The organism is Devosia sp. 919, assembly GCF_013185965.1.
GTDB lineage: Bacteria > Pseudomonadota > Alphaproteobacteria > Rhizobiales > Devosiaceae > Devosia.
Genome location: NZ_JABAOL010000001.1, coordinates 2,869,767 through 2,893,448, shown reverse-complemented (window position 1 = coordinate 2,893,448; position 23,682 = coordinate 2,869,767). Strand labels below are relative to the sequence as shown.

Genomic DNA, 23,682 nt, shown 5'->3' with positions numbered 1-23,682 from the left:
ACCTCGGCATGGATGGGGCGGGGCGACAAACCATGCCCGAAGCGGCAGGGCAATCCACATCAGGGTCGCAGTGGCTCGGCGGCAACCAGGGCAAGGGTGACCGATGGCTTGCGCCGCGCTAGAGTGGGGTGCTGGCAGCGGGGCCGGCCGGGAGATCTTTTGATGGCGATTAATGGAGAAATCAAGCGGCGCTTTGCGGCGATTACCGCCTTGCGCGGCCTCATCATGTTGCTGGCGGGGCTTTATGCGATCCTGGCGCCGGGCGATGCGCTGACGGTGCTGGTGCTGGCCGGCGGCATTATTCTGATCGTCGACGGAGCCCTGGGTTTGTGGAGCCTCACGTTTGGTGGCGGCAAGAGCGGCAATTACTGGTTCGACGTTATTTCCAATGCCTTGTCGCTGCTTCTTGGTGTGTTGATTCTGCTCAGCCCGCTGGTCGCCACGATTTTAACGGCGACGTTCCTCGCGAGCCTTGTCGGGCTGGCGGCGCTGCTGGTGGGGATCATGCAAATCGTCGTCATCATTCGCGAGCGTGAAATCTACGCGCGCATCTGGCCGGTGCTGCTGTCGGGCATCGCCTATGTGGTGCTTGGTCTGGTGTTTCTGGTTTTTCCCCTCGTCAGTTCAAGCGTGATGGTGGTGTTGGGCGGCATCATGCTGGTGCTATTCGCCTGTGGCCTGTTTGGCTGGGCCTGGCGGCTGTATCAGCGCAGCAAGCGCGCCTGAGGCTGTGGAAAACCGCTGAGGACGTGACATCGGTCAAGCCAGTGCTTACCTAGCGGCTATGCGCTTTTCCGATCAGTTCCTGGATGAAATCCGTCAGCGCCTGCCGATAACGCAGGTGGTGGGCGAGCACGTCATTTGGGATAAGCGCAAGTCGCAGCCGGGCAAGGGCGACATGTGGGCCTGTTGCCCGTTTCATGGCGAAAAATCGCCCAGCTTTCACGCTGATGACCGGCGCGGCATCTATCATTGCTTTGGCTGCGGGGTGAGCGGGGACCATTTTCGCTTCCTCGTGGAAAAAGCCGGGTTGAGCTTTCCCGAAGCGGTAGAGCGGCTGGCTGGGATGGCTGGCGTGCCGATGCCGGCGCGCGACGAGCGCCAGGAGAAGCGGGCCGCGCAGCAGCGCACGCTGATGGATGTGATGGAGCTGGCCGCCAAGTATTTCGAGGCGGCGCTGCATCACAATATCGGAGCGCGGGCGCGGGGCTATCTGCACGAGCGGGGTGTTTCTGCCGCCAGCCAGACGCGGTTCCGCCTCGGCTTTGCCCCCGATAGCCGCAACGGGCTCAAGGAGCATCTGGCGGCCAATGGCGTATCGGGCCAGCAGATGCTCGAAACGGGGCTCGTGGCGACGCGCGACAATGATCCCATGCCCTATGATCGCTTCCGCAATCGGCTGATGTTCCCGATCACCGATTTTCGTGGGCGCATCATCGCCTTTGGCGGGCGGGCGCTGTCGGCGGATGTGCCGGCAAAGTACCTCAATTCGCCCGAAACGGAGCTCTTCAAGAAGCGGCAGACGCTTTACAACGGCCATACCGCCCGACAGGCCGCCCATGACGGAGCGACGGTGATCGTGGTTGAGGGTTATCTCGATGTGATTGCCGCGGTCAGCGCCGGCTTTGAAGGGACGGTGGCGCCGCTGGGGACGGCACTGACCGAGGAGCATCTGCAGCTGCTTTGGCGCCTGAGCGATACGCCGGTGCTGTGTTTTGACGGCGATGCGGCAGGCCAGAAGGCAGCGCAGCGCGCGGCCGAAATGGTGCTGCCCCACCTCAAGCCCGGTCAAACCGTGAAGATCGCGACGCTGCCGGAAGGGCAGGATCCCGATGACCTGATCAAGGCGCAGGGCAGGGCAGCCTTTGCCGATGTGATCGAGCGAGCGCGCAGCTTGTCGGATGTGATCTGGAGCCTGGAAACGGGTGGGTTGGTGCCCGAAGCGCCCGAGGAGCGGGCAGCCTTGCAGGCGCGACTGCGCGAGCGCGCCAACTCCATCGGCGACAGTTCGGTGCGCTTTCATTACGCGCAGGCATTTGATGAGCGTTTGAAGGCGTTCTTCTCGCCTGTGCGCTCGGGAGGCTATGAACGGCGGGGTGGCGGAGGCGAGAAGCGATCGCCCTACGGTGCTGGCGGGTATGCTCGGTCGGGTCGCGGCTCACCGCGGGTGGTCGTGTCCGATACGTTGCGCAATTCGCGGTTGCTGAAGCCAGGTCTTGCCGCCGAGGCAACGCCGCGCGAGGCAGCCATCATCCTTAGTCTGGTCAATCATCCCGCATTGGTGGAAGACAAGTTCGAAGCGCTGGCGGCGCTCGACTTTGAGACTCCTTCGGCTCGCAATGCGCTAAGCGAAATCTTACGGCTGGTGGTACGGCACCACGATATTTCGGCGGCCGATCTTAAATCGGCACTGAGCATTCGCGGATTTGGGCCAGCCTTGGAGCGAATGGAGCAAGTCCTGCAGGGGCAGGGCGTCTGGCAGATCGGGCTGGAGATTGCCCTTATTGACGCGGAAACTGGATTGAGTCACGCGCTGGCCTTGCATAACAAGAAAGTTCAGCTAAATAAGGAACTCAAGGCAGCCGAAGCGGCGCTGGGCGATGACCCGAGCGAAGAGACCTTTGAAAGGCTGCGCGACATCAAGAACCAGATAACCACTGTCGATGGCACAGAGGCACTGATAGAAGGATTTGGTTCGCTATCGGGACGCGCGACACGCAGTTTTTAGGGTTTCTCCCTAAATGCCGCGGGTACGCGCGATTTTGCATATGTGAAGAACCCGAAGCGAACCCGGTAGCGCGCCGCGGCGTTAACGCTTGAGCTACCGCACCTTTACCGCGCTTTGAGGTGTCACCACTTAAAGACCTTACCGGCACTCGCCTGCAGCGGGTCCCGAGGAGTACCAGATGGCCACTAAGGCAGCTACCAAGACCACCAAGGAAACCGAGAAGCCGGAAGCCGGCGCCCCCGAGGCGACGAATGACAGCCCGCTACTCGACCTATCCGATGCCGCCGTCAAAAAGCTCATCAAGGTCGCCAAGAAGCGCGGCTATGTGACTTACGAAGAACTCAATGCGGTGATGCCTTCCGAGGAAGTTTCCTCCGAGCAGATCGAGGACATCATGTCGATGTTCTCGGACATGGGCATCAATGTCGTTGATGAAGACGAGGTCGAAGAAACCGAAGTCGAGAAGGACGAGGACGAGGGCGGCGGCGGTGAAATCGCGCCTGCCAGCAGCACCGGCAGCGCGGTTGCGACCACATCCAATGCCAAGGCCGGTTCAGACCGGACCGACGATCCCGTGCGCATGTATCTGCGCGAAATGGGTTCTGTCGAGCTGCTGAGCCGCGAGGGCGAAATCGCCATCGCCAAGCGCATCGAGGCTGGTCGAGAGACCATGATCGAAGGCTTGTGCGAATCGCCGCTCACTTTCCAGGCCATCATCATCTGGCGCGATCAGCTCGCCGAAGGTGAAATCCTGCTGCGCGACATCATCGACCTGGAAGCAACCTATGCAGGCCCCGATGCCAAGCAGGCCGCTCCCGCGCCCGACCTCGTCAACCTCAACGCTGCCCCGCGCATGGAGAGCGTCGCTGAAAAGCCCAAGGCTGCGCCGGCCTCGCGCCGCGCCGGTTCGGGCGAGGATGACGACTATGTGCCCGAGGAGCCGCAGGCCCCGCAGGACCCGGTCGACGATGACGACGACGAGTTCGAGAACGCGCTGTCGCTCTCGGCGATGGAAGCCGAGCTCAAGCCGCAGGTCGTGGAGACCTTTGACCGCATCGCCGAAGCCTATGGCAAGATGCGCGAGATGCAGGACCGGCATGCCGAGGATCGCAGCGCCGATATCAGCGATGCCGATCGCAAGCAGCTCGATGAGTTGCGTGGCGAGGTGATCGCCGACGTCAAGTCGCTGTCGCTCAATGCCGGCCGCATCGAGAACCTGGTCGAGCAGCTTTATGACATCAACAAGCGGCTGGTGAAGCTCGAGGGTCGTTTGCTACGCCTGGCGGAAAGCTATGGCGTAAAGCGCGAGAAGTTCCTTGAAAGCTATTACGGCCAGGAAGTGAACCCGGCCTGGGAAGAGAACCTCGCGAGTTTCGATGGCAAGGGCTGGGCTGAGTTCGCCAAGCGCGAAGTCGACACGATCCGCGAGATACGTGGTGACGTGGCGACGCTCGCAACCGAAGCTGGCCTTAATATCGGCGAATATCGCCGCATCGTGCACAAGGTGCAAAAGGGCGAGCGCGAAGCTGCCATCGCCAAGAAGGAGATGGTGGAAGCCAATCTTCGCCTCGTGATCTCGATCGCCAAGAAGTACACCAATCGCGGGTTGCAGTTCCTGGATCTGATCCAGGAGGGCAATATCGGGCTGATGAAGGCCGTCGATAAGTTTGAGTATCGGCGCGGCTACAAGTTCTCGACCTATGCGACCTGGTGGATCCGGCAGGCCATTACCCGCTCGATCGCCGACCAGGCGCGCACCATCCGTATTCCGGTGCACATGATCGAGACGATCAACAAGATCGTGCGCACTTCGCGCCAGATGCTGCACGAAATCGGCCGCGAGCCCACGCCAGAGGAGCTCAGCGAAAAGCTGCAGATGCCTTTGGACAAGGTGCGCAAGGTGCTCAAGATTGCCAAGGAGCCGATCTCGCTTGAAACCCCGATCGGGGACGAGGAAGACTCAAACCTGGGCGATTTCATCCAAGACGTGAATGCGATCCAGCCGATCGACGCGGCTATCCAGAGCAATCTGCGCGAGACGACGACGCGCGTGCTGGCTTCGCTGACGCCGCGTGAAGAGCGTGTGCTGCGCATGCGCTTTGGTATCGGCATGAACACCGACCACACGCTCGAGGAAGTGGGCCAGCAGTTCTCGGTTACGCGCGAACGTATCCGTCAGATCGAGGCCAAGGCCTTGCGCAAGCTCAAGCATCCCAGCCGCAGCCGCAAGCTGCGCAGCTTCCTTGATAACTAAGTGTAACCGGGCATCCTCGCCGGTGGCGGGGATGCTGATGTCGGCAAGGCAAGCTTTTCCATGTCCGCTGTGCAGCGCCTGAAGGTTACGGCGATCCGCGCCATAGTGCCATTCAAGCTGGTGGTTACGTTCTCGGATGGCTCGAGCGGGACCTTCGATGCCGCTCAGATGCTGAGCGAGCGCGGCGAGGGGGTCGAGCCTCTGCGCGACCGGCGTTATTTTGGCAGCGTAGCCCTGGCTAATGGCGTGCCGACCTGGCCGAACTATTTCGACCTGTCGCCTAGCTGGCTCCGCGAAGAAATGGAGCGGCGCGGTGAGTTAATTGTGCCGCGCCCGGCGCGGCAGCGCCCATAAGGAGGATGGCGATGTCGTTTCTGAGCAAGCTTTTTGGTGGCGGGGCCAAGACATCGGCTGAGCCGGCAGGGGATAAGGTCCTGGGCGAAGAAAGCTACAAGGACTTCATCATCCGGGCCATCGAGATGCGGGCGGGAAGCGAATACCAGCTGGCCGGGACCATCGACAAGGATATCAGCGGCGAGCTCAAGACCTATCGGTTCGTTCGGGCAGACCGCATGAGCTCCAAGGATGATCTGATTGCGATGGCTTTGAACAAGGGCCGGCAGATCATCGACGAACAGGGCGAGAATATTTTCAGCTAGCCCTTTTTTCAATCTTTGCAACCGGACCGGGCGCGCAGTCGTGCGCCTGGCGGTTGCTGCTGTTTAGGAGAACCTATCATGGCCAGGAAGCCAACCGCCCGCAGTGAATTCGTGATGTTTGACGTCATCTATGAAGATGGCAGCCAGCGCTCTAACCGCAAGGTCGACGCAGCCTTGTTGGGTGGCCTCGACGGCGATGAGCCGGCGCGTGCCGCCATCATGGAGCAAGATCGCGCCATTTCCGAGAAGTCGGGCCTGCCGCCGCTGCAGATCAAGTCGATCCGCCGCAGCGGCAAGTAGGCGCTTGCGTTTTATGGCGCGGCAGGCGCGCCCAAGGCTTTGTCCACCGCCGGCTTGACCACCGTTCCATAAAGCTCGATGGCCTTCATGACCTTGTCATGGGGGAGGGTGCCGACGCTCATCTGCAGCCCGAAACGGTCGTGCTTGAACCATTCATGCTGCTGCAGGATCTTGTCGATGACCTCCTGCGGCGAACCCATCACATAGGCTCCCTGTGGGCTCGCTCCAGCCTCGAACTGTGCCCGGGTGGTTGGTGACCAGCCCCGCTCCTTGCCGATCCGGCTCATGGCATCGCTATGGGCGGGAAAGGCGATGTCACGGGCGTCCTGGCTGTCTTGCGCGATGAAGCCGTGCGAGCTGATGCCGACGGGTAGGTTGGTCTCTCGGCCAACTTGCGCCAGAGTGTCGCGATAAAACTGCACCAGAGGCGCGAACTGCCTGGGCTGTCCGCCAATGATGGCGATCATCAAGGGCAGGCCGTAATAGGCGGCGCGAGCGACCGAGTTTGGAGTGCCACCCACCGCGATCCAGAGCGGCAGCGGCTGCTGCACGGGTTGCGGGTAGACGGTGATGCCGGGGATGGCGTGCGTATGCTTGCTGCCGGGCCAGACGACCTTGCCGCCCTCGCGCAGCTTGAGCAGCAGTTCAAGCTTTTCCTCAAATAGCTCGTCGTAATCGTTGAGGTCGTAGCCGAAGAGGGGAAAGCTCTCGATGAACGAGCCTCGCCCGGCCATGATCTCGGCACGGCCGTTCGAGAGCAAATCCAGGGTCGCAAACTGCTGGTAGACGCGGATTGGATCATCCGAGCTCAGCACGGTAACGGCGCTCGAGAGGCGAATGGATTTGGTGCGCGCGGCCGCTGCGGCCAGGATCGTTACGGGTGCGGAAGCCACATAGTCAGGCCGGTGATGTTCGCCCAAGCCGAAAAAGCTCAGGCCCAACTGATCGGCCAGTTCGATCTCCTCCAGGAGGTCACGCAGCCGTTCTGCCGGGCTTTGCAGATGACCATTGTTCAAGAGATCCGGGGTGTTCTCGGCGAAGGAATAAAGTCCAAGTTCCATGCGATGTCCTTTCCGTCCGCCCGGAGATGACCCTGCTGCCTGGCGCAATCAAGAACGCACATGGTTGTAACTGCCCTATAGGGGCATTCCTGTTGCCCAAACAGAAGGGCCCCGGCGAATGCCAGGGCCCTGAAGATGCCTGCCTTGGGAGTGCAAGGGCACCGTATCTGAAGTTTATTATGGAGCCACTGGAGCGCCAGCAGCAGGGGCAGCATCAGTCGCCGGGGCGGCTGGGGCGGGGGTAGCTTCAACCGGGGGAGCCGATTCGATGGCCGGAGCTGGAGCCGTCATTGCGGGTTCGGTGACAGCTGCGGGCGCCGCTGCGCCATCAACTGCAGTTGACGTGCCGGAGTTTGCAGAAAATACCAGATAGCCAATCGCCAGCAGGGCGAGAGCTACGATAATGCCTACGAACCAGCCAGTGCCGCTACTTTCGCGCACATAGGTGGTCCGAGTTGTGTCTGTATCATACACGGTGTCGCGTTCTGGATTTGCCATAGTACTCACTCCTCTATGCTGTTCCGTAGTCCAGAAACGCGAGGTTTTTACTTTCGTTCCCGATTAAGTGATCACAAGGATCATGCCGTTCCGGGAGTCTTCGGGACAAAGAAAAAGGCCGGGCACATTGCCCGGCCTTTCCAAAATAGTGGCTCTGAGCGCCGATTACTTGTTGGCGACCGTGATGAGCGGCGTGATCCGGCGGATCGTCACGCGACGGTTTTCTCGCTCGGGAGCTTCGGTGCGGATCTTGAGATAGCGTTCGCCATAGCCCTGCGTAGCAAGGTTCTCAGGAGGCACGTCGTAGAAGTCGGTCAGGATACGAGCGACCGTGGCGGCGCGAAGATCGGAGAGCTGCAGGTTCGAGATGTCGGAGCCAACCGCGTCGGTGTGGCCTTCGATCAGGAAGGTTTCAGCCGGGTTGCTTTCCAGCAGGTCGAGCATCGCGGCCGCGACCTTGGACAGCGAGCCAACCTGGTCCTGGCTGATCGTGGCAGCACCGGTGTCGAAGGTCAGACCGCCCACTTCGAGCTTGCGCACGCTGTCGCGAACGCGGGCCGAACGCTTGACCTCGTCGATGGAGTAAAGGCGCGCGACCTGTTCCACTGGTGGCTGGCGGAAGAACACTTCAACCTGTTCCTCGTCAGCATCGGCGGCATCCAGCACATATTCCTGCACCGGAATGTTGAGACGCAGCGGGGGGAGGTCCTGACCGGGGTCGCGCCATTCCAGGAGTTCGTCATCATACTGTTCGTCGAAATAGGCGAGCACGACTTCCTGCCCGTCCGGCCGGATGCGGGTGCGCTGCAGCACGTCACCATTGCGGTTGCGCACGGTTACGATCTGGGTGCCGTCGGGACGCGTCACGGTTTCGCGGATGCGGCCGTTGCGGAGCTCTTCGTAGAAGACCTCGTCTTCATTGGCATTGTAGAAGCGCGAAGTGTCCTGGCCGGGAGTGTTGACATAAAGCTGGTTGCCAAGCTCCACGACGACCTGGGTCAAGGTATCGCCATAATTGGTCTGCTGGACATTGTTCTGCTGAACGTTGTTTTGCTGAACATTGTTCTGCTGACCGATGTTGGTCGAGTTGTCGATGGCCGTATTGTTGGTGGTGTTGTTCGTGACGTTGTTGACCACATTGGTTTGGTTAACAACGGTGACGTTCTGCGGCACCTGCTGGGCAGGCAAAGCCTGAGCCTCGATAACCTGACCCTGCTCCTCGCGAACGGCAAGGACGGCAGCTTCTTCAGGAACCGCCAGGCGAGCCTGGGCGTCCGCATCGCTGGTTGGCGGGGGCGCGGCAGGCTCTTCGGCAACTGCGGGCTGTGCTGCAGTTTCGGGGGCAGCCTGGCCTTCCACGGGAGCCGTTTCGGCGTCCTTGGCGCTGTCCAGAACCGGGGCGACCTGTTCCTGGGTGACGCCTTCGGGCAGATCTTCGATGACTTCGGCAGGTTCTTCGGCCGACAGGGTCTCGATCGACTCCGAGGTAGCAGGCTGTTCAGTGGTGGTGGTTTCGGGCGTGGTCAGCTCGGGGGCGGTTTCGGCGGGCTGTTCGGTTGCAGGCTGTTCGCCGGTTTCGGTGGTAGCGGCTGGCTCTTCACCGGTCTCGGTGGTCTGCTCGGCTGCTGGCTCTTCGGCGGTCGCGGGTTCTTCCGGGACAACGGTTTCTTCTTCAGCAGCAGGCTCTTCGGCTGCCGGAGCGGTATCCTCAGCGGCCGCGGGCTCCGCTTCGGGCTCGGCTTCCTGGGTGGTTACGGTTTCGTCGACGGTTTCTTCTTCAGCCGCTTCTTCGTCTACCGATGGTTCCTCAACGGCTTCCGTCTCGACCTCAGGCTCTTCAGCGGGCGCTTCCTCGACAGCCGCAGGTTCTTCGGCCGGAGCTTCTTCCTCGACGGCAGGCTCCTCAGCCGGCGCCTCGTCTACAACGGCGGGCTCTTCGGCAGGGGCTTCTTCGGTGGCTTCGTCGGCAGCGGGAGCTTCCTCTTCGTCCGGGGCGGCTTCGGCATCGGCGCCGGCGGGCTGCGCGGCGATGCAAGATTCCAGCGTGCTGAACCCGGCGTCAACGCAAGCCTGGGGCAGTTCGGCTGGTGCGACGCTTTCCTGCGCCGAGACGCTCAATGGGGCAACGGCCAGAAGGCCCAGGCTCGTGCTGGTCAGGAGCCAGTTTCGGATGCGCATTGCTGTTTTTCCTTTAATTTTTAATGTTGGCATCAAGCATCAGCATCTCAGATGAACGGCTTCTGAACGAAACGACAGCTGGCTGGATGATGCTCTTATCCCCGCAAGGCCCGCAACGCCGGGGCTTAGGGGTGGTTCCACCAGAGCGCTGCGGCTTACTGTCTTGAAGCCAAAGATGGCGCGATTGCGGCGTGGGCCAGTGGCGGCAGGACGGGCGCCATGCTAGGGCGGGAACAGGCTCGTGGACCTTGCATGCACCAGATCATTGAAACGCTGACGATCCCGACCCGGGGGCAGGGACTTTACGAGTTCACCGCCAAGGCTTGGGACGTGGTCACGCGCGCTGGGGTCGGCACGGGGCTGCTGACCGTGTTTTGCCGGCATACTTCATGCTCGCTGCTGATCGGGGAAAATGCCGATCCGGATGTGCAAACCGACATGCAGGGCTATTTTGAGCGGCTGGTGCCCGAGGGCATGGATTGGCTGGTGCATACCGCCGAGGGTCCCGACGATATGCCGGCGCATCTGCGCACTGCCCTTACCCAGACCTCTATCGGTATTCCGGTTATCGGCGGCGCCCCCGTATTCGGGACCTGGCAAGGCTTGTTTTTGTTCGAGCACCGCCGCCGCCCGCATCGGCGGGAGGTCGTGCTGCACCTGTTAGGAGAGCGCTGATGGCCTGGGTTGAACTGGTCGGGTACTGGCCTTTCGTGCTGGGCCTCATGGTGACCGGGGTGTTCTCCGGCCTTGCCGCGGGTCTGCTCGGGATCGGGGGTGGTGCCATCATCGTGCCGGCATTGAGCAATGCGCTGCTCCTGCTAGGGTTCGATGCCGATGTGGTGCAGCACGCCGCGGTAGGCACCTCGCTCGCCATCATTATTCCCACTGGCCTGATGAGCGCACGAGCGCATCTGGCGCGTGGGGCGCTGGATGTGCCGACGCTCAGGCTCTGGGTGCCATTCATTGTCGCAGGGACATTCCTGGGTGGTTTGATGGCGGGGTTATTTTCCGGTGACGCCTTGCGCATCGTTTTTGCGGTGATGGCCTTTCTGATCGCCGCCAATATCGTGTCCAGCTGGCAGACCCGCTTGATGGGGCACCTGAACGGCTCGCGCTTGGTGCACCGGATCGCAGCCAGCATTGTTGGCTATAATTCGGCGCTGATGGGGGTCGGGGGCGGCTCGCTCACCGTGCCAACGCTGGTCGCCTTTGGTGCCACCATGCATGCCGCGGTCGGGACCTCAGCGGCGATCGGGGTGGCCATCGCCGTCTCGGGAACCCTGGGCTTTATCATTTCGGGCTGGGGCGTGCCGGGCCTTCCCCCACTCAGCCTGGGCTACATCAACCTGGTGGCGCTCGTGCTGGTGGGAACGCTTGCAGCGGTGTTCGCGCCCTATGGGGCGGCGCTGGCGCATCGGCTGGACCAAAAAACGCTCCGCTATCTGTTCGCGGCGTTCCTGGTGCTGGTCGGGCTCAACATGCTCTGGAAGGTGTTGGCTGGATAGGTTGATGGGGGCGGTTTGACTACGGTGGTCCGCCCCCATCGCCCATACCCCTCGCGAGAGGAGAGTGGGATTCTTATTTGTCGGTGTCGAGTTCCCATTGCACCGAGACATTGATGGCGAAGCTGAGCTCGCCAGCCTCGACAGGAACATCCTTCTGGGGCGCAGCGGCGGCCATGCTGCGCGCCTCGAATGGCTGCGGGCCGCTGAAGTTCTGGCTTTCGTTGATCGACACGATCTCCTCGAGCGAACCGCCGGCGGCAGTAGCATAAAGCTCGGCCTTGGTGCGGGCATCGGCAAAGGCTGCCTTACGGGCCTCGTCCAACAATTCGCTTGGATCCTCGACGCTGAAGGACACGCCATTAATGGTGTTGGCGCCGATGGTCACCGACTTGTCGAGAATGGCGCCGAGCTGGTCGAGCGCGCGAACCTTGACAGTCACGACATTGGCCACCTGGTAGCCGGCGATGCGAGGCGGCAGGGTATAGCCGTTGGTGTCGCGCTCGTCGGAATAAACATAATTTGGGCTGACTGAGAAACCCGAGGTCTGGATGTCGCGGGCCTCGATGCCCGAAGCCTTGAGCTCGGTGATCAGCTCGGCCATGGCCTTGGTGTTGAGGTCGAGCGCTTCGCGGGCGGTGGCGCCTTGGGTGGTCACGCCCGAGGTGATGAAGGCGGTATCGGGGGCGGCGGTGACTTCGCCTCGACCTTCGATGGAGATGGTCCCGGCATAGGCCGGCAGTGCAAAACCGGCAACGAGGGCGAGGGGCAAAAGAGCAGCAAGGTGACGCATCTGAACACTCCATCAGGGGCGGGGAGACTTCCCCAGTCAATGCGTCAGTATTGCGGCACAGCTGAACCGAAGTTGAACAAGGCTGTGGGTAATCGTTTAGCGCAGCCGAACGCTTCGGGCGCCGCGAGGTCTTGCGCGAGCGGGCGCCCGAGAGTAGTCAAATCCCATAAGCGGAGGGAGCATTATATGAGCGGGCAGGATTATCCCGAGGGCGTGTTGCTGGGGCGGGCACGAGTGCCGGGACACAATCATCCACGCGTGGTGACGGTGCGCGACGACGTGCTGCTGGACATCACGGCGCCGGGTTTTGCCACAGTGCGCGACATTGCCGAAAGCCAAGATGCGTCGGGATATGTCAGTTCAGCGCAGGGTACGCCGGTCGGTCCTGTCGAAGCGGTGCTACGCAACAGCCATGCCCCCAGCCACGATGCCAGCCAGGCCAGCCTGCTTTCGCCCATCGATCTGCAGGCGATCAAGGCTTCGGGCGTCACTTTTGTGGTGTCCCTGCTCGAGCGCGTGATCGAGGAGCAGGCACGCGGCGACAAAAGCCGCGCCGATTCCCTGCGCACAGAGATCCTCGACCTGATCGGCACGGACTTGTCCGAACTGGTGCCGGGCTCGGAAACGGCAGCGCGCGTCAAGGCAGCGCTGATCGAGCGGGGCGTGTGGAGCCAGTATCTGGAAGTCGGCATCGGGCCGGACGCCGAGATCTTCACCAAGGGCCAGCCGATGAGCTCGGTGGGCTATGGCGCCAATGTGGGCCTGCACCCCGCTTCGAGCTGGAACAACCCCGAGCCGGAAGTGGCTCTGGTGGTGACCAGCAAGGGCGCGATCATCGGCGCCACGCTGGGCAATGACGTCAATCTGCGCGACGTGGAAGGCCGTTCGGCGCTGCTGCTGGGCAAGGCCAAGGACAACAATGCGTCGGCTTCGCTCGGGCCGTTCATCCGCCTCTTTAGCGGCGACTTCACGCTTGAAACGGTCAGCAATGCCGAGATCACGCTGCGGGTGGAAGGCGAGGATGGCTTCGAGCTCGACGGCCATTCGTCCATGAGCCAGATCTCGCGTACGCCGGCATCGCTGGTTGCAGCCACGATCGGGGATCACCATCAATATCCCGACGGCCTGGTGCTCTATCTCGGCACCATGTTCGCCCCGGTCAAGGATCGCGGCGGCGCCGGCAAGGGTTTTACCCACAAGCTGGGCGATGTGGTGTCGATCTCGACCCCTTCGCTGGGGAAGCTCACCAACCGGGTGCAACTATCCACCCAATGTCCGCCCTGGACCTATGGCGCCAGCCACCTGCTGCGCGACCTCGCCAAGGCGAACCTGCTTTAAGGCTTTTCGGAAAGGCACGAAACCATGACTGACCTCTACCAGAACCTGATCGACGGCGAATGGGTCGGCTCGGATGGCGCCGAGAACATCAATCCATCCAACACGGCCGAAGTTGTGGGTGTTTACGCCCGTGCCTCGGCCGAAGACACCAAGCAGGCCATTGCTGCGGCCAAGGCGGCATTTCCCGCCTGGTCGCGCTCGGGCATTCTCGAGCGGCATGCGATATTGCGCAAGGCCGCCGACGAGATCCTTGCCCGCAAGGCCGAACTGGGCGAATTGCTGAGCCGGGAAGAAGGCAAGACCCTGCCCGAAGCCATCGGCGAAGTGACCCGCGCCGGGCAGATCTTTGACTTTTTTGCCGGCGAAGTGCTGCGCCTGACGGGCGAAGTGGTCCAGAGCGTGCGCCCGGGCGTCGGTGTCGAGATCACCCGCGAGCCCATCGGGGTGATCGGCATCATCACGCCCTGGAATTTCCCTATCGCCATCCCGAGCTGGAAGATTGCGCCGGCGCTTTGCTATGGCAACACTGTTGTGATCAAGCCGGCCGACCTCGTTCCCGGTTCGACCTGGGCCATTGTCGATATCCTGCAGCGCGCGGGGCTGCCCAAGGGCGTGCTCAACCTCGTCATGGGCAAGGGTTCGGTCGTGGGCCAGACCCTGCTCGACAGCCCCGATGTGACCGCGATCAGCTTTACCGGCTCGGTGGGCACCGGCAAGCGCGTGGCTGCGGCTTCCATCGAGCACAACCGCAAGTTCCAGCTCGAAATGGGCGGCAAGAACCCGGTCGTGGTGCTGGACGATGCCGACCTCAAGGTCGCGATCGAGAGCGTGGCGCAGTCGGCGTTCTTCTCCACCGGCCAGCGTTGCACGGCCTCTTCGCGCGTGATCGTGACCGAAGGCATTCATGATGCGTTCGTCGAGGGTCTCGCCGAGCGCGCCCGCAATCTGCGCGTCGGCCATGCGCTGGATAAAAACACCGAGATCGGGCCGGTGGTTGATCCCAACCAGCTCAAGCAGGACACCGACTATATCGAGATCGGCAAGCAGGAAGGCGCCAAGCTGGTGGCCGGCGGCGAGCGCGTCCAGAAGGACACGGAGGGCTATTTCCTCCAGCCGACGCTCTTTACCGAAACCACCAACCAGATGCGCATCTCGCGCGAGGAAATCTTCGGGCCGGTCGCTTCGGTGATCCGGGTCAAGGATTACGAGGAAGCGCTCGCCGTCTCCAACGACACTCCCTTTGGCTTGTCGGCGGGTATCGTCACGACCTCGCTCAAATACGCGACCCACTTCAAGCGTAATGCTGAAGCGGGCATGGTGATGGTCAATGTGCCCACCGCCGGCGTTGACTTCCACGTGCCCTTCGGTGGCCGCAAGGGCTCGAGCTATGGCCCGCGCGAGCAGGGCAAGTATGCGGCCGAGTTCTTCACCGTGGTCAAGACCGCCTATACCGCGGCCGGCTAGGCCTACCCAGGAGGGCAATGATGGACAAGGCAGACCCGCGAGCGGCGACCCCATTGGCCATCATTGCCGCCGAGGCCCCGGTTCGCACCAAGCCGTCCAACTATCCGCCGGTATTTGCCGTGCGGATGGAAGGGCGGGTCAAGCAACCGCTGGGCGATCTGTTCGCCCTGCGCAATTTCGGCGTCAACCGCACGACGCTCAATCCGGGGGCGGTCAGCGCCCTCCAGCACCGGCACAGCCGCCAGGACGAGTTCGTTTACGTGCTCGAAGGCGAGTTGTGGCTGGTGGCGGGCGAGACCGAGATGCGGCTTGAGGCGGGGATGTGCGCTGGCTTTGCGGCCGGCGGCATCAGCCACCATCTGGAAAACCGCTCCTGGGAGCCCGCGATCTATCTCGAGATCGGCGATCGCAGCCCAGGCGATGTCGGCAGCTATCCCGATGACGACCTCGTCGCCAACCACACGCCCGAGGGCTGGCGTTTTACCCACAAGGACGGCACGCCGTACTGAGGCGGCTTAGCGCAGCGTATTGCCGGACACGGTGAGGGCAGGGAACTGGCCCGCATCGTCCTGGAGGCGCGTCGAGGCGATCTCGTTCCAGCGCGCGCCCACGAGTGGATGCAGGGTTTCGGAGATCAAGTTGCCGGTGATCCGGGCGGCTCCGGCCCCATCGGCGACGCTGACGACGATGCCGCGCTCGGTGCCGCGGATCAAGTTGTCACTCACGAGCACATCCCGCAGGAACGGCCCCCAGCCCACGCCGATGCCGATGCCGGGCACGGTATCGATGATGTTGCCTGAGATGACGGCGTCCGCTTCCGCGGCGATGCCATAGGGGTTGACGTCGGGATTGGTGCGCGAGGTCGCGGTGATGTTGCGCACAATATTGCCCGAGCACATGGCGAGGCGCCCGCCATTATCCCAATTGGTCATGGAAATACCGCCGGCGGCGCCATCCACCAGATTGTTGGCGATGATCGAGCCGGCAAAGGCAAACTCGGAATAGATCGCGATCTCGCCGCCATTGGTGCAGGTATTGCCGGTGATCTGGGTGTCGTTGGTGGTGTTGAGGCGGATCGCCGAAAAGGCGCAGTCGCTGATCTGGTTGTCGGAAACGATCACGCCGTCAGCGCGGAAAATGTTGATGCCATTGCCGTTCTGGCCATTGCCGCCGTCGCGCCAGTCGATGCTGCTGACCGCATTGTTGGTGATGATGGAGCGATCCCAGCCCGGTTCGCTGCGCCAGATCAGAATGCCGCCATTGCCGCAACCGGTGATGCGGTTGCCAGAGATGAGCAGGCCCAAGCTGTCGATGGAATAGATGGCGGCGTCGGCGCTGCGCGAAAAGCTGCAGCCGGTGATGGAGGCGGCACTGCGCGCAAGGAGGAGGCCCTGGGCCGGGGCATCGGTGAAGCGGCAATCGCGCAGCATGGTGTCAGTGGCGTCCACCAGTTGGACGAGGCCGGTATCGCTGCGGCCGGTGCCATTGCCGTTGCCGGCGAAGGTGAGGCCATCGAGGATGACGTCGGCGGTGTTCTCGATGGAAAGGATGCTGTCGCCGCCGGCGGCGAGCGCCAGGATGGTCTGGCCGGAGCCCTGCAGGCGGATGGGAGCCGTGATGCGGATATTGGCGACCGCGTAGGTACCGGAGGGGAGGGCGAGCGGCTGCCCCAGGCCGGTGGCGGCGTCGATGGCGGCCTGCAAGGCACCGGACTGGTCGGCGCTTGACGTGCCATCGAGGCCAAAGGCTGATGCGTCAAGGGCCGGTTGGGCGCGCAGGGGGGAAGCCAGCGCTGCGGCGCTCGCCATCACACCCAAGGCCAAGATGCTGCGTCGCTGGATCATTGCCGGTACTCCTTTGTTCAAGGCTAGCGAGTTGCGGCGAGAGCGGGGTTAAGGCGCGGCGGGGCGGGGCTAAAATCCCTCCGTGTGCTTAGCACTTCCTTCACGCGCAACTCCGTAGTGTTGCTGCGATAGGCGTCAGGCGGCGCCGCAGCGCTGCAGGGCCGGCTCATGGCTGAATTGGCGGGCGCCTTTGCGCCTCACACAGGTATCGGCACTCGGCTAGGGCGCAGCTTCCTGCGCGACCGCGCGATCTGGCTGTTACACGCAACGGTGGCGATATGGGTGTTCTCGGGTGGCGTCGTGCTGTTCGAGCCATCGCCTTATGAGTTCAGCTTCGTGCTGGTGCTTGCCATGGCACTGGCTGCGGGGATGAGCCTTTTTAGTTCGACTATCCCGTTGCTGCTGCTGACGACGGCGTTTATCCCGTTCGGGCTTATCGCGGCATTCCAGGTGCGCTACACGCCGCTGACGGAGGCATTCACCTTCGTCGCGGTGACGATATTCCTGTTCATCACCAGCTATTTCGTCGCGAACTTCGTGGGTGAAGCTCCGGAACGGCGGGTCCGGCTGATCGTTCGTGCTTATATGGCCATCGCCGTGCTGTCGTCAGTGCTCGGCGTCTTGGCTTATCTCGGCCTCATGCCGGGCGCTGATGCCTTTGTGCTGTATGGTCGCGCCAAGGGGCTGTTCAAGGACCCCAATGTGTATGGCCCCTTCCTGATCCTGCCGGCCATGTATGTGCTGCGCGACGTATTTTTCCTGCGCGGCGGCAAGCTCTTGATCCCCGCCATCTTGTTCATGCTGGTGATGATCGGCGTGTTCATGAGCTTTTCGCGGGCGGCATGGGGGCATTTTGCCCTGTCGTCGCTGCTGGTGTTCGGCTTGTGCTTTTTTCTGGAAGCTTATGCCCGCGACAAGGTGCGGATGCTGATCCTGGCGCTGGCGGGCTTGTTTGTGATCATGATCGCGTTCGCCGGGTTGCTGAGTATCCCGGCAGTGGGGAGCCTGTTCGAGGAGCGGGCCAGCGTCACGCAGGATTATGATACCGGCGATACCGGGCGGTTCGGGCGGCAGGGCTATGCGTTCGACCTTGCGCTGTCGCATCCGCTGGGACTTGGACCGACCGAGTTCCACAATCTGCGCATCATCGAGCAGCCGCACAACACCTATGTCACCGTGATCCAGGCCTATGGCTGGGGTGGCGGCGCCTGTTATTACCTGCTGGTGCTGGCGACGTTGTGGCGCGGGTTCCGCGGCCTGGCCGACCGGAGCCGGCGCAAGCTGCTGATCCCGGCACTGGCGGTGTTTATCCCGCTCGCGCTGCAATCGGGCGTGATCGATACCGATCACTGGCGGCATTATTTTCTCGTCGTAGGGTTGATCTGGGGCGTGACTGTCCGGGCCGATCCAGACCTGCGGCTGCCCGCTTTGCGCAAGCAGGCCGCCCGAGGGCTATGACCCTCAGGCGGGCGGGAAGCGTCAGCCCATTGCGAGCACGCCCCCCAGCACGATCATCGCCAGCGTAACGAGCATGGAATAGGCCAGCAGAATGGACAGCGGCGGCGCGTGTTCGGGCTTAAGGGCCCGCGCTAGCAGCAGCAGCAGGATGGGCAGCCAGTCTAGGGTGAAGCGCTGGGCGGCATATTGCGAGAAGCCGTTGGAATGGTAGAGCAGCGTCAAGCCAAGAATGGCGGCGCAGGTGCCCAGACCCCACCAGAAGCTGCGGTTCCAGTTACCCAGAAACACCCACAACAGCACTGGCGTGACGAGGAATAGGGACGCGCCATTGGTGTCAAAGCCGCCCATCTCGGTCAGATAAGGGCCGGTGAAATCCACATGCGGGCCGGCGATGAACATGTAGATGAAGTTGAAGATGAAGTAGGCGGGGGCAAAGATCCCGATTTCGCGTACCCGCGAGACAAGGAAGTTGCCTGCTGTCTCCCCCGTGTCGAACTGGGGTGGGAAGATATAGTTGTAGCCCGTTTCGGTGAAGGAATCGAAGCGGACATAGTTGTAGGCGAGGTAGAACAGCACCCCGAGAATGGGGAAGGCAGCAAGGGTAAAGGCTCGCCGCCAGGCGGCCCGATCGATGCGGAACAGGGGCACGCCATCTTCGAGCAGGAGGATGTAGAGGAAGGGCAGGTAAAGGATCGTCATCTGCCGCGACAGGAAGGCGAGCGCGATGAAGAGCCCCGCGAGCAAACCGTTGCGGCGCCCAACCGCGAAGTAGATCGCTGCCGTACTGAACAAGGTCCCCCAGCTCTGGGCGAAGAACCAGACCCGGTCGCCCCGAATGGTGACAAAGGCGAGCGGCGTCGCGAACAGCACCAGCAAAACGAGCAGAATGGTCAGATCGCGGTTGAGCTGTATCGACGCGTTGGCGATGCGCCACCAAAGCCAGCCGGTGAGGCCAAAAGCAAGGATCGTCAGCGGCAAGAAGAAGTGAAAGCTGCTGCCGAACAGGGCTACGAAGGGCAGGATGACCAGCCCGGGCGCGGGCGGAAACACCACATAGGTGCGGCCCTCATAAAGCGCGCAGTCGCCGTCAAAGCACGGCCCGGTGGTATCGAGCCGCCCTTCGAGCCAGGATTGGGCGAGCAGCGCGTAGCTGTTGGTGCCGGGCACTTCGCGCAAAATCGAAACTGCCATGACGGCGAGGAAGGCGAGGACGAGCCCGCCCAGCACCCCTGAGATAACAAGACGCTTGCTGTTCACTTCTGCCCCCAATTACTGGGCAAAAACCTAGCCAGCAAAGAATGAAGAAAATCTCGCTGCAATTAGCAACAATTGGGAGGGAAGATGATTGGGGCTGAGCGCCAGTCGTGTTGCTGTTTCTATGCTTTCCCAAGCATTTCCACCCGCGGTTAACGGCGTGAACATGGAAAGGCACTAGGCTGCCCCGGTTCCTGCCGTTAGAGGCCAGTTGCTTGCGCGCGTTTGACTCCCAGATCGACCTTTATCAGCTGCTCGGAATTATCTGGGCGCGCCGGTGGGCCGCGCTGCTGGTGCTCCTTGTGGTGCCCGTGCTGGCATATGTTGCCGTGTCACGCGTTCCCCGGCTTTATGAATCTTCGGCCACGATCCTGGTGGAGCCACGACCCAACTACTTCGGGGCGGGTCAGCCAGCGTCCGTATCAGTTCCGGACCGAGCGACCATTTCCAGCAATGTGCAATTGCTGCGGTCACGCGACACTTTGATGGATGTGGTGGCGCAGCTCGGGCTGGCGCAGCAAGCCGAGTTCAACGGCGGCGAAACGGGGCAGGCGGCGTTTGACGCCGCGGTGCTGGCGCTCGAAGAGCGTACGTTGGTAACGAGCGAATTGGGAACCGCGATAATCTGGCTGAAGACCCGGGCACATGCACCCGAATTGGCACGCCAATTGGCGCTGAGCATCGCCGAAACCGCGATCGCCCGGCGGGCGCAGCAGGGGCTCGACGATGCCCGGCAGGCATTAGCGTGGCTTGAGAGCACGATACCGGAGTTGCGGCAGCGAGTGTTTCAAGCCGAGGACGCCGTGGCCAAGTTCCGCATTGCGCGGGGGACGATTGGGGACCTGCCGGAGGGCAGCATGGTTGGCAGCCAATTGAGCGACATGGCGGGGCGACGGCTTGCGGCTGAGGAGCGCAGTTCGAGCTTCAGGGCGCGTGCGGCGGTGCTGCGGCAGCGCCTGGCGCTAGGAGGTTCGCTGGTGGGCAGCACGGAACTGGCGGCGGATGCAAGGGGCAGAAGTCTCATTCAGCTCCGGGCCAGTCTGCAGGGACAGCTGGCGCAGCAAGCCAGCAGTTTATCGTTCAACCATCCGAATGTTCTGGGATTGCGGGCGCAGATTGCGGACGTCGATGCGCAACTCGCTACCGCGGCGCGGCACATTGCTGACCAGATGGATCGGCAGGCCGAGACTGAAGCGGCTCTGGCTGCGGCACTGGCGGCCGACCAGCAGATCTTGCAACAATCCGTCGGCGGGGAAGAGCGCGACAGCGTGGCCCTCGCGGCGCTGCAGCGCGATGCGGCGGCGCAACGTAGCGTCCTCGAGCGTTACCTGCAGCAGGCGGAAGCGGCGCGGGCTCAGGTAGACGGGGGCGCTGCATTCCCTGATATGCGCCTGGTGTCGCATCCGGTGGTGTCGAGTGCACCGGTTTCGCCCAAGACCGGGCTGGTACTGCTGGCGGTGATGATCACGGCGGGAGCGCTGGTGTTGACCTATCTGATCGTCACGAGCCTTGTGGCCCGTCGTCCGGCTGCAGGATAGGGTCGATCAGTCGGGTTTTGGCTGGCGCCACTGGCGCAGCTGCTTGGCAAAGCTCCAAAGCTTGTCGTTCTGCTTGATGTGCCGCTTAAGCGCGCGCTTGCCATTAAGGAGGGCGGCGGCGGCAGTGCCCTTAGCGCTTAGCGCAATCGCCGCGTCGTTGATCGGCGTCTTCTGGGTCCAGGAGGTTTTGTAGGCGAAATCGCCCACGCCCATATCGATGCTGCTGATCCCGGCGGCGATAAGATCTTCCACCAGCAGGAACATCAGGAGGCCCACAAGGCTGTATTTGGAGGCCGGCCCGTCCGTGTTGGAGTTGATGTATTGCGAATAATGACAGGGGGAATAGGTGCCTACCGCCGTCGCCACGATTTCCTCGGCGACATAAAGCGCATGGAGCGCTACGGCCGGCTTGTCCTCGCTGGCGCCGGCAATGGCCCCATCCCGGAACAAGGCGCGGAAGTGAGGCTCGGCAAAGACATTTGGCACGCCCATTTGCCGGAATCGCACGGAGCGATGCTCAAGGAAGGCCGCATGGACTTGGTCGATGTGCTCGAGCGTTGTGGCGCGGCGCAAAGTGACGGGACCTAGCGTTTCCTCGAGCCGGCGACGCCCGCGCAGGATATCGACCCGCCGCTTCTTAGGAAGCGTTTCGAGCATGGTGGGCGCAATGTCGGCATAATAGAAATGGTCCGGCGAAGGCTGATGGGGAAAGCTGAGCAGGGGATTGTCTATGCCTCGCCATTGGGCAGGCAGGTGCTCGAAGCTGAGCACATCGACGCCGGCCTCGTCTCGCAACCGGGCAAAGGCCCGGTTCAGCACGGGTCGGGTAAGAAGCGCCGCAGCATCGCGCCGAACAGGCATCCAGTCGCTGTTGCCAAAGGAGGAGCCGGGAATGGCCGCAAAGGTGCAGCCGGCCTTGCGGTGAAGATGCAAGGGAAGCAGGGCGGCGGGGCTGCCATCGAATTCGATCTGTAGGGTGACGAAGTCCGCATCTTCGAGCTGCTGGGCGCGGGCAATCTCGGCAATCCAGTCGAAGCGCTGGTAGGGCGTGAAGATCGCCTCGCGCTCAAGAGCGCGCCACGCCGGCTCGGCAGCGGCGAGGCCGCGCTGCAGGGTGATGCCGCCGCCGGACGTCGTGGAACCCGGAGCCGGCTGGTTGGCAAGCTCGTTGATCAGGCGTTGATCCGTGGTGGTCATGCACTGCCCCGCCGTTCCCTCAAGAAAACAGCGTTAGCAGCCGGCTTTTAACAAACCGCTTGAGCAGATCGTTACAAAATCATCAACAGGCGAGAGCAGGATCGCTCAGGCGGGCTGGGCGAAACGCTCGTCAAAGGCATAACCAGCGCCCCGCACCGTGCGGATCGGATCGGCATCGCGGCCCCGGTTGATCGCGCGGCGCAGGCGGCCGATGTGCACATCAACGGTGCGTTCATCGACATAAACCTCGTTGCCCCAAACGCCGTCGAGCAACTGCTCGCGCGAATAAACCCGGCCGGGATGGCGCATCAAATATTCCAGCAGGCGGTATTCAGTAGGGCCAAGATGGACGTCGCGGCTGCCCCGGCGCACCCGGTGAGTGGTGCGATCGAGTTCCAGGTCACCCAGCTTGAGCGAGGCGGTGACGAGATTTGGGCTGGCGCGGCGCAGCAGGGCCCGCACCCTGGCAACCAGTTCAGGCACCGAGAAGGGCTTGACCATGTAGTCATCGGCGCCGGTCGCCAAACCCCGGATGCGCTCTTCTTCCTCGCCGCGAGCCGTCAGCATGATGATGGGGATCAATGCGGTTTCCTGGCGGGCACGGAGACGCCGGCACAACTCGATCCCGGAAATCTCGGGCAGCATCCAATCGAGCAGGATCAAGTCGGGAACCTTGTCCTTGATATGCTCAAGCGCATCATTGCCGGTTTCGGCCGTGAGCACCGCAAAGCCCTCTGCCTCGAGATTGTAGCGCAGGAGGATCGAGAGGTCTTCTTCGTCTTCGACAACAAGAATTGTGGCTGGCATGGGTTACCCTCCAGTCGGGCTCATTGGCCCGATTGTTCAACTGCGCACTCCCTTTCCCTAGGGGCAGGGTGGCGCCAAAATAAACCTTGGTGCGTGCTATGCTTTGATTTGCGTGCGGTGCAGTTCCTGAACGTCGCCCGTAAGCTGCCGGCCGGTTTGCAGGTAGTAGGCCCGCTCGGCAATGTTGGTGGCGTGATCGCCGATCCGCTCGAGGCTTTTGGCGCAGAACAGGAGGTGGGTGCAGGTGGTAATGTTGCGCGGGTCTTCCATCATATAGGTCAGGAGTTCGCGGAAGAGCGATGTGTGCATGGCATCGACCTCGTCGTCGCGATTGCAAACCTCGATGGCAGCGGCAGCGTCGCGGTTCGAATAGGCATCGAGTGCGTTCTTGATCTGGCCCAGCACCAGCGCCGTCATGTTCTTGACGCCGTTATAGAAGGTGGGCTGCAGGTTCATGCCTTCGAGCTTGAGGGAGCGGCGGGCCAGTTGCTTGGCCATGTCGCCGACGCGCTCCAGGTCCTGGGCGACGTGGATCGCGGTGATGATGGCGCGCAGGTCCGAAGCCATGGGTTGGCGCCGGGCGATCATTGACACCGCCATGTCGTCGATGCGGCGCTGCATGTCGTCGATGCGCTGGTCGGCGATGATGGTGAGGTCGGCCAGTTCGCGGTCAAGCTTGAGCAGCGACTTGGTGCCGTTCTCGATGGCGAGTTCCACCATGCCGCCCATTTCCGCGATGGCCTGGGCAAGCGCGACCAGTTCGTCGCTGTAGGACGTTACGATGTGGTCTTTAGTGGCGGGCATGGCGT

The 23,682-nt window shown here is 62.4% G+C and carries 22 protein-coding genes; 13 read left to right on the top strand and 9 right to left on the bottom strand.

Going from position 1 to position 23,682, the window contains the following annotated elements; all coding sequences use genetic code 11:
* Positions 1-162: 162 nt before the first annotated feature.
* The 6 genes from HRQ64_RS14030 to HRQ64_RS14005 all read left to right on the top strand — a co-directional run bounded on the left by HRQ64_RS14030 (position 163) and on the right by HRQ64_RS14005 (position 5,941).
* Entirely contained in the window at positions 163-726 is a 564-nt protein-coding gene (locus HRQ64_RS14030; RefSeq protein ID WP_164854848.1) for a DUF308 domain-containing protein, read from the top strand.
* A 58-nt stretch (positions 727-784) separates the two neighbouring features.
* Positions 785-2,728 carry a DNA primase gene (dnaG, locus tag HRQ64_RS14025; protein ID WP_172123731.1) on the top strand — a complete coding sequence of 648 codons (1,944 nt, stop codon included), beginning with the start codon at positions 785-787 and terminating at the stop codon, positions 2,726-2,728.
* A gap of 178 nt (positions 2,729-2,906) precedes the next feature.
* Positions 2,907-4,982, top strand: a complete 2,076-nt coding sequence (gene rpoD / locus HRQ64_RS14020; protein ID WP_172123730.1) for an RNA polymerase sigma factor RpoD — start codon at positions 2,907-2,909, stop codon at positions 4,980-4,982.
* A 60-nt stretch (positions 4,983-5,042) separates the two neighbouring features.
* On the top strand, positions 5,043-5,336 hold the full coding sequence (locus HRQ64_RS14015) for a DUF2442 domain-containing protein (RefSeq protein ID WP_127753656.1): 294 nt from the start codon (positions 5,043-5,045) through the stop codon (positions 5,334-5,336).
* Between the two features lie 11 nt (positions 5,337-5,347).
* Positions 5,348-5,641 (top strand): HlyU family transcriptional regulator, encoded by a 294-nt coding sequence (locus tag HRQ64_RS14010; RefSeq protein WP_172123729.1) that lies wholly within the window; start codon positions 5,348-5,350, stop codon positions 5,639-5,641.
* A 78-nt stretch (positions 5,642-5,719) separates the two neighbouring features.
* Positions 5,720-5,941 (top strand): hypothetical protein, encoded by a 222-nt coding sequence (locus tag HRQ64_RS14005; RefSeq protein ID WP_127753654.1) that lies wholly within the window; start codon positions 5,720-5,722, stop codon positions 5,939-5,941.
* Positions 5,942-5,952: 11 nt separating this feature from the next.
* Here HRQ64_RS14005 and HRQ64_RS14000 read toward each other — a convergent pair whose 3' ends face one another.
* From HRQ64_RS14000 to HRQ64_RS13990, 3 genes are all read right to left on the bottom strand, one after another.
* Entirely contained in the window at positions 5,953-7,002 is a 1,050-nt protein-coding gene (locus tag HRQ64_RS14000; protein WP_172123728.1) for an LLM class flavin-dependent oxidoreductase, read from the bottom strand.
* 177 nt (positions 7,003-7,179) lie between these two features.
* Positions 7,180-7,500, bottom strand: coding sequence for a hypothetical protein (locus HRQ64_RS20215; protein ID WP_172123727.1), 321 nt, complete (start codon positions 7,498-7,500; stop codon positions 7,180-7,182).
* 165 nt (positions 7,501-7,665) lie between these two features.
* Positions 7,666-9,678, bottom strand: coding sequence for an OmpA family protein (locus HRQ64_RS13990; RefSeq protein ID WP_172123726.1), 2,013 nt, complete (start codon positions 9,676-9,678; stop codon positions 7,666-7,668).
* Positions 9,679-9,930: 252 nt separating this feature from the next.
* Between HRQ64_RS13990 and HRQ64_RS13985 the strand changes: the two genes are divergently transcribed.
* The gene (locus HRQ64_RS13985) at positions 9,931-10,353 is read left to right on the top strand and encodes a secondary thiamine-phosphate synthase enzyme YjbQ (RefSeq protein ID WP_172123725.1); all 423 of its coding nucleotides are present in this window, start codon (positions 9,931-9,933) and stop codon (positions 10,351-10,353) included.
* Entirely contained in the window at positions 10,353-11,183 is an 831-nt protein-coding gene (locus tag HRQ64_RS13980) for a sulfite exporter TauE/SafE family protein (RefSeq protein WP_172123724.1), read from the top strand. Before HRQ64_RS13985 ends, HRQ64_RS13980 begins: the two co-directional genes overlap by 1 nt.
* A gap of 73 nt (positions 11,184-11,256) precedes the next feature.
* Here the strand turns inward: HRQ64_RS13980 and HRQ64_RS13975 are convergent, their stop codons facing one another.
* On the bottom strand, positions 11,257-11,973 hold the full coding sequence (locus HRQ64_RS13975) for an SIMPL domain-containing protein (protein ID WP_172123723.1): 717 nt from the start codon (positions 11,971-11,973) through the stop codon (positions 11,257-11,259).
* Between the two features lie 186 nt (positions 11,974-12,159).
* On the opposite strand from HRQ64_RS13975, the gene HRQ64_RS13970 reads away from it, so the two are divergent.
* Genes HRQ64_RS13970 through HRQ64_RS13960 form a run of 3 tightly spaced genes read left to right on the top strand, consistent with a single transcriptional unit; the run spans position 12,160 to position 15,284 of the window.
* On the top strand, positions 12,160-13,311 hold the full coding sequence (locus HRQ64_RS13970) for a fumarylacetoacetate hydrolase family protein (protein WP_172123722.1): 1,152 nt from the start codon (positions 12,160-12,162) through the stop codon (positions 13,309-13,311).
* 24 nt (positions 13,312-13,335) lie between these two features.
* A complete protein-coding gene (locus tag HRQ64_RS13965) occupies positions 13,336-14,775 on the top strand; it encodes an aldehyde dehydrogenase family protein (protein ID WP_172123721.1) in 1,440 nt (479 codons plus the stop codon).
* A 20-nt stretch (positions 14,776-14,795) separates the two neighbouring features.
* Positions 14,796-15,284, top strand: coding sequence for a cupin domain-containing protein (locus HRQ64_RS13960; protein ID WP_172125074.1), 489 nt, complete (start codon positions 14,796-14,798; stop codon positions 15,282-15,284).
* 6 nt (positions 15,285-15,290) lie between these two features.
* On the opposite strand, the gene HRQ64_RS13955 is transcribed toward HRQ64_RS13960, so the two are convergent.
* Positions 15,291-16,619, bottom strand: coding sequence for a TIGR03808 family TAT-translocated repetitive protein (locus HRQ64_RS13955; protein ID WP_172123720.1), 1,329 nt, complete (start codon positions 16,617-16,619; stop codon positions 15,291-15,293).
* A gap of 168 nt (positions 16,620-16,787) precedes the next feature.
* On the opposite strand from HRQ64_RS13955, the gene HRQ64_RS13950 reads away from it, so the two are divergent.
* Positions 16,788-18,077, top strand: a complete 1,290-nt coding sequence (locus tag HRQ64_RS13950) for an O-antigen ligase family protein (protein WP_172123719.1) — start codon at positions 16,788-16,790, stop codon at positions 18,075-18,077.
* 21 nt (positions 18,078-18,098) lie between these two features.
* Here HRQ64_RS13950 and HRQ64_RS13945 read toward each other — a convergent pair whose 3' ends face one another.
* Positions 18,099-19,334, bottom strand: a complete 1,236-nt coding sequence (locus HRQ64_RS13945; RefSeq protein WP_172123718.1) for a hypothetical protein — start codon at positions 19,332-19,334, stop codon at positions 18,099-18,101.
* A gap of 212 nt (positions 19,335-19,546) precedes the next feature.
* Here HRQ64_RS13945 and HRQ64_RS13940 point away from each other — a divergent pair, with 212 nt between their 5' ends.
* Positions 19,547-20,869, top strand: a complete 1,323-nt coding sequence (locus HRQ64_RS13940; RefSeq protein ID WP_172123717.1) for a GumC family protein — start codon at positions 19,547-19,549, stop codon at positions 20,867-20,869.
* 6 nt (positions 20,870-20,875) lie between these two features.
* Here the strand turns inward: HRQ64_RS13940 and HRQ64_RS13935 are convergent, their stop codons facing one another.
* The 3 genes from HRQ64_RS13935 to phoU all read right to left on the bottom strand — a co-directional run bounded on the left by HRQ64_RS13935 (position 20,876) and on the right by phoU (position 23,677).
* Positions 20,876-22,066 (bottom strand): GNAT family N-acetyltransferase, encoded by a 1,191-nt coding sequence (locus HRQ64_RS13935; RefSeq protein WP_172123716.1) that lies wholly within the window; start codon positions 22,064-22,066, stop codon positions 20,876-20,878.
* Positions 22,067-22,171: 105 nt separating this feature from the next.
* Positions 22,172-22,873: a phosphate regulon transcriptional regulator PhoB gene (gene phoB / locus HRQ64_RS13930; RefSeq protein ID WP_127753639.1), complete on the bottom strand. Its 702-nt coding sequence runs from the start codon at positions 22,871-22,873 to the stop codon at positions 22,172-22,174.
* Positions 22,874-22,969: 96 nt separating this feature from the next.
* Entirely contained in the window at positions 22,970-23,677 is a 708-nt protein-coding gene (gene phoU / locus HRQ64_RS13925; protein WP_127753638.1) for a phosphate signaling complex protein PhoU, read from the bottom strand.
* Between the last annotated feature and the right edge of the window lie 5 nt (positions 23,678-23,682).

Coding starts and splice junctions, on each gene's coding strand:
- HRQ64_RS13965 (WP_172123721.1), top strand. CDS start 13,336: ATGACTGACCTCTACCAGAACCTGATCGACGGCGAATGGGTCGGCTCG.
- HRQ64_RS13985 (WP_172123725.1), top strand. CDS start 9,931: ATGCACCAGATCATTGAAACGCTGACGATCCCGACCCGGGGGCAGGGA.
- phoU (WP_127753638.1), bottom strand. CDS start 23,677: ATGCCCGCCACTAAAGACCACATCGTAACGTCCTACAGCGACGAACTG.
- HRQ64_RS13935 (WP_172123716.1), bottom strand. CDS start 22,066: ATGACCACCACGGATCAACGCCTGATCAACGAGCTTGCCAACCAGCCG.
- HRQ64_RS13990 (WP_172123726.1), bottom strand. CDS start 9,678: ATGCGCATCCGAAACTGGCTCCTGACCAGCACGAGCCTGGGCCTTCTG.
- HRQ64_RS14005 (WP_127753654.1), top strand. CDS start 5,720: ATGGCCAGGAAGCCAACCGCCCGCAGTGAATTCGTGATGTTTGACGTC.
- HRQ64_RS13950 (WP_172123719.1), top strand. CDS start 16,788: ATGGCTGAATTGGCGGGCGCCTTTGCGCCTCACACAGGTATCGGCACT.
- HRQ64_RS14000 (WP_172123728.1), bottom strand. CDS start 7,002: ATGGAACTTGGACTTTATTCCTTCGCCGAGAACACCCCGGATCTCTTG.
- HRQ64_RS13970 (WP_172123722.1), top strand. CDS start 12,160: ATGAGCGGGCAGGATTATCCCGAGGGCGTGTTGCTGGGGCGGGCACGA.
- HRQ64_RS13975 (WP_172123723.1), bottom strand. CDS start 11,973: ATGCGTCACCTTGCTGCTCTTTTGCCCCTCGCCCTCGTTGCCGGTTTT.
- rpoD (WP_172123730.1), top strand. CDS start 2,907: ATGGCCACTAAGGCAGCTACCAAGACCACCAAGGAAACCGAGAAGCCG.
- HRQ64_RS14015 (WP_127753656.1), top strand. CDS start 5,043: ATGTCCGCTGTGCAGCGCCTGAAGGTTACGGCGATCCGCGCCATAGTG.
- HRQ64_RS13980 (WP_172123724.1), top strand. CDS start 10,353: ATGGCCTGGGTTGAACTGGTCGGGTACTGGCCTTTCGTGCTGGGCCTC.
- phoB (WP_127753639.1), bottom strand. CDS start 22,873: ATGCCAGCCACAATTCTTGTTGTCGAAGACGAAGAAGACCTCTCGATC.
- HRQ64_RS20215 (WP_172123727.1), bottom strand. CDS start 7,500: ATGGCAAATCCAGAACGCGACACCGTGTATGATACAGACACAACTCGG.
- HRQ64_RS13960 (WP_172125074.1), top strand. CDS start 14,796: ATGGACAAGGCAGACCCGCGAGCGGCGACCCCATTGGCCATCATTGCC.
- HRQ64_RS13955 (WP_172123720.1), bottom strand. CDS start 16,619: ATGATCCAGCGACGCAGCATCTTGGCCTTGGGTGTGATGGCGAGCGCC.
- HRQ64_RS14010 (WP_172123729.1), top strand. CDS start 5,348: ATGTCGTTTCTGAGCAAGCTTTTTGGTGGCGGGGCCAAGACATCGGCT.
- HRQ64_RS14030 (WP_164854848.1), top strand. CDS start 163: ATGGCGATTAATGGAGAAATCAAGCGGCGCTTTGCGGCGATTACCGCC.
- dnaG (WP_172123731.1), top strand. CDS start 785: ATGCGCTTTTCCGATCAGTTCCTGGATGAAATCCGTCAGCGCCTGCCG.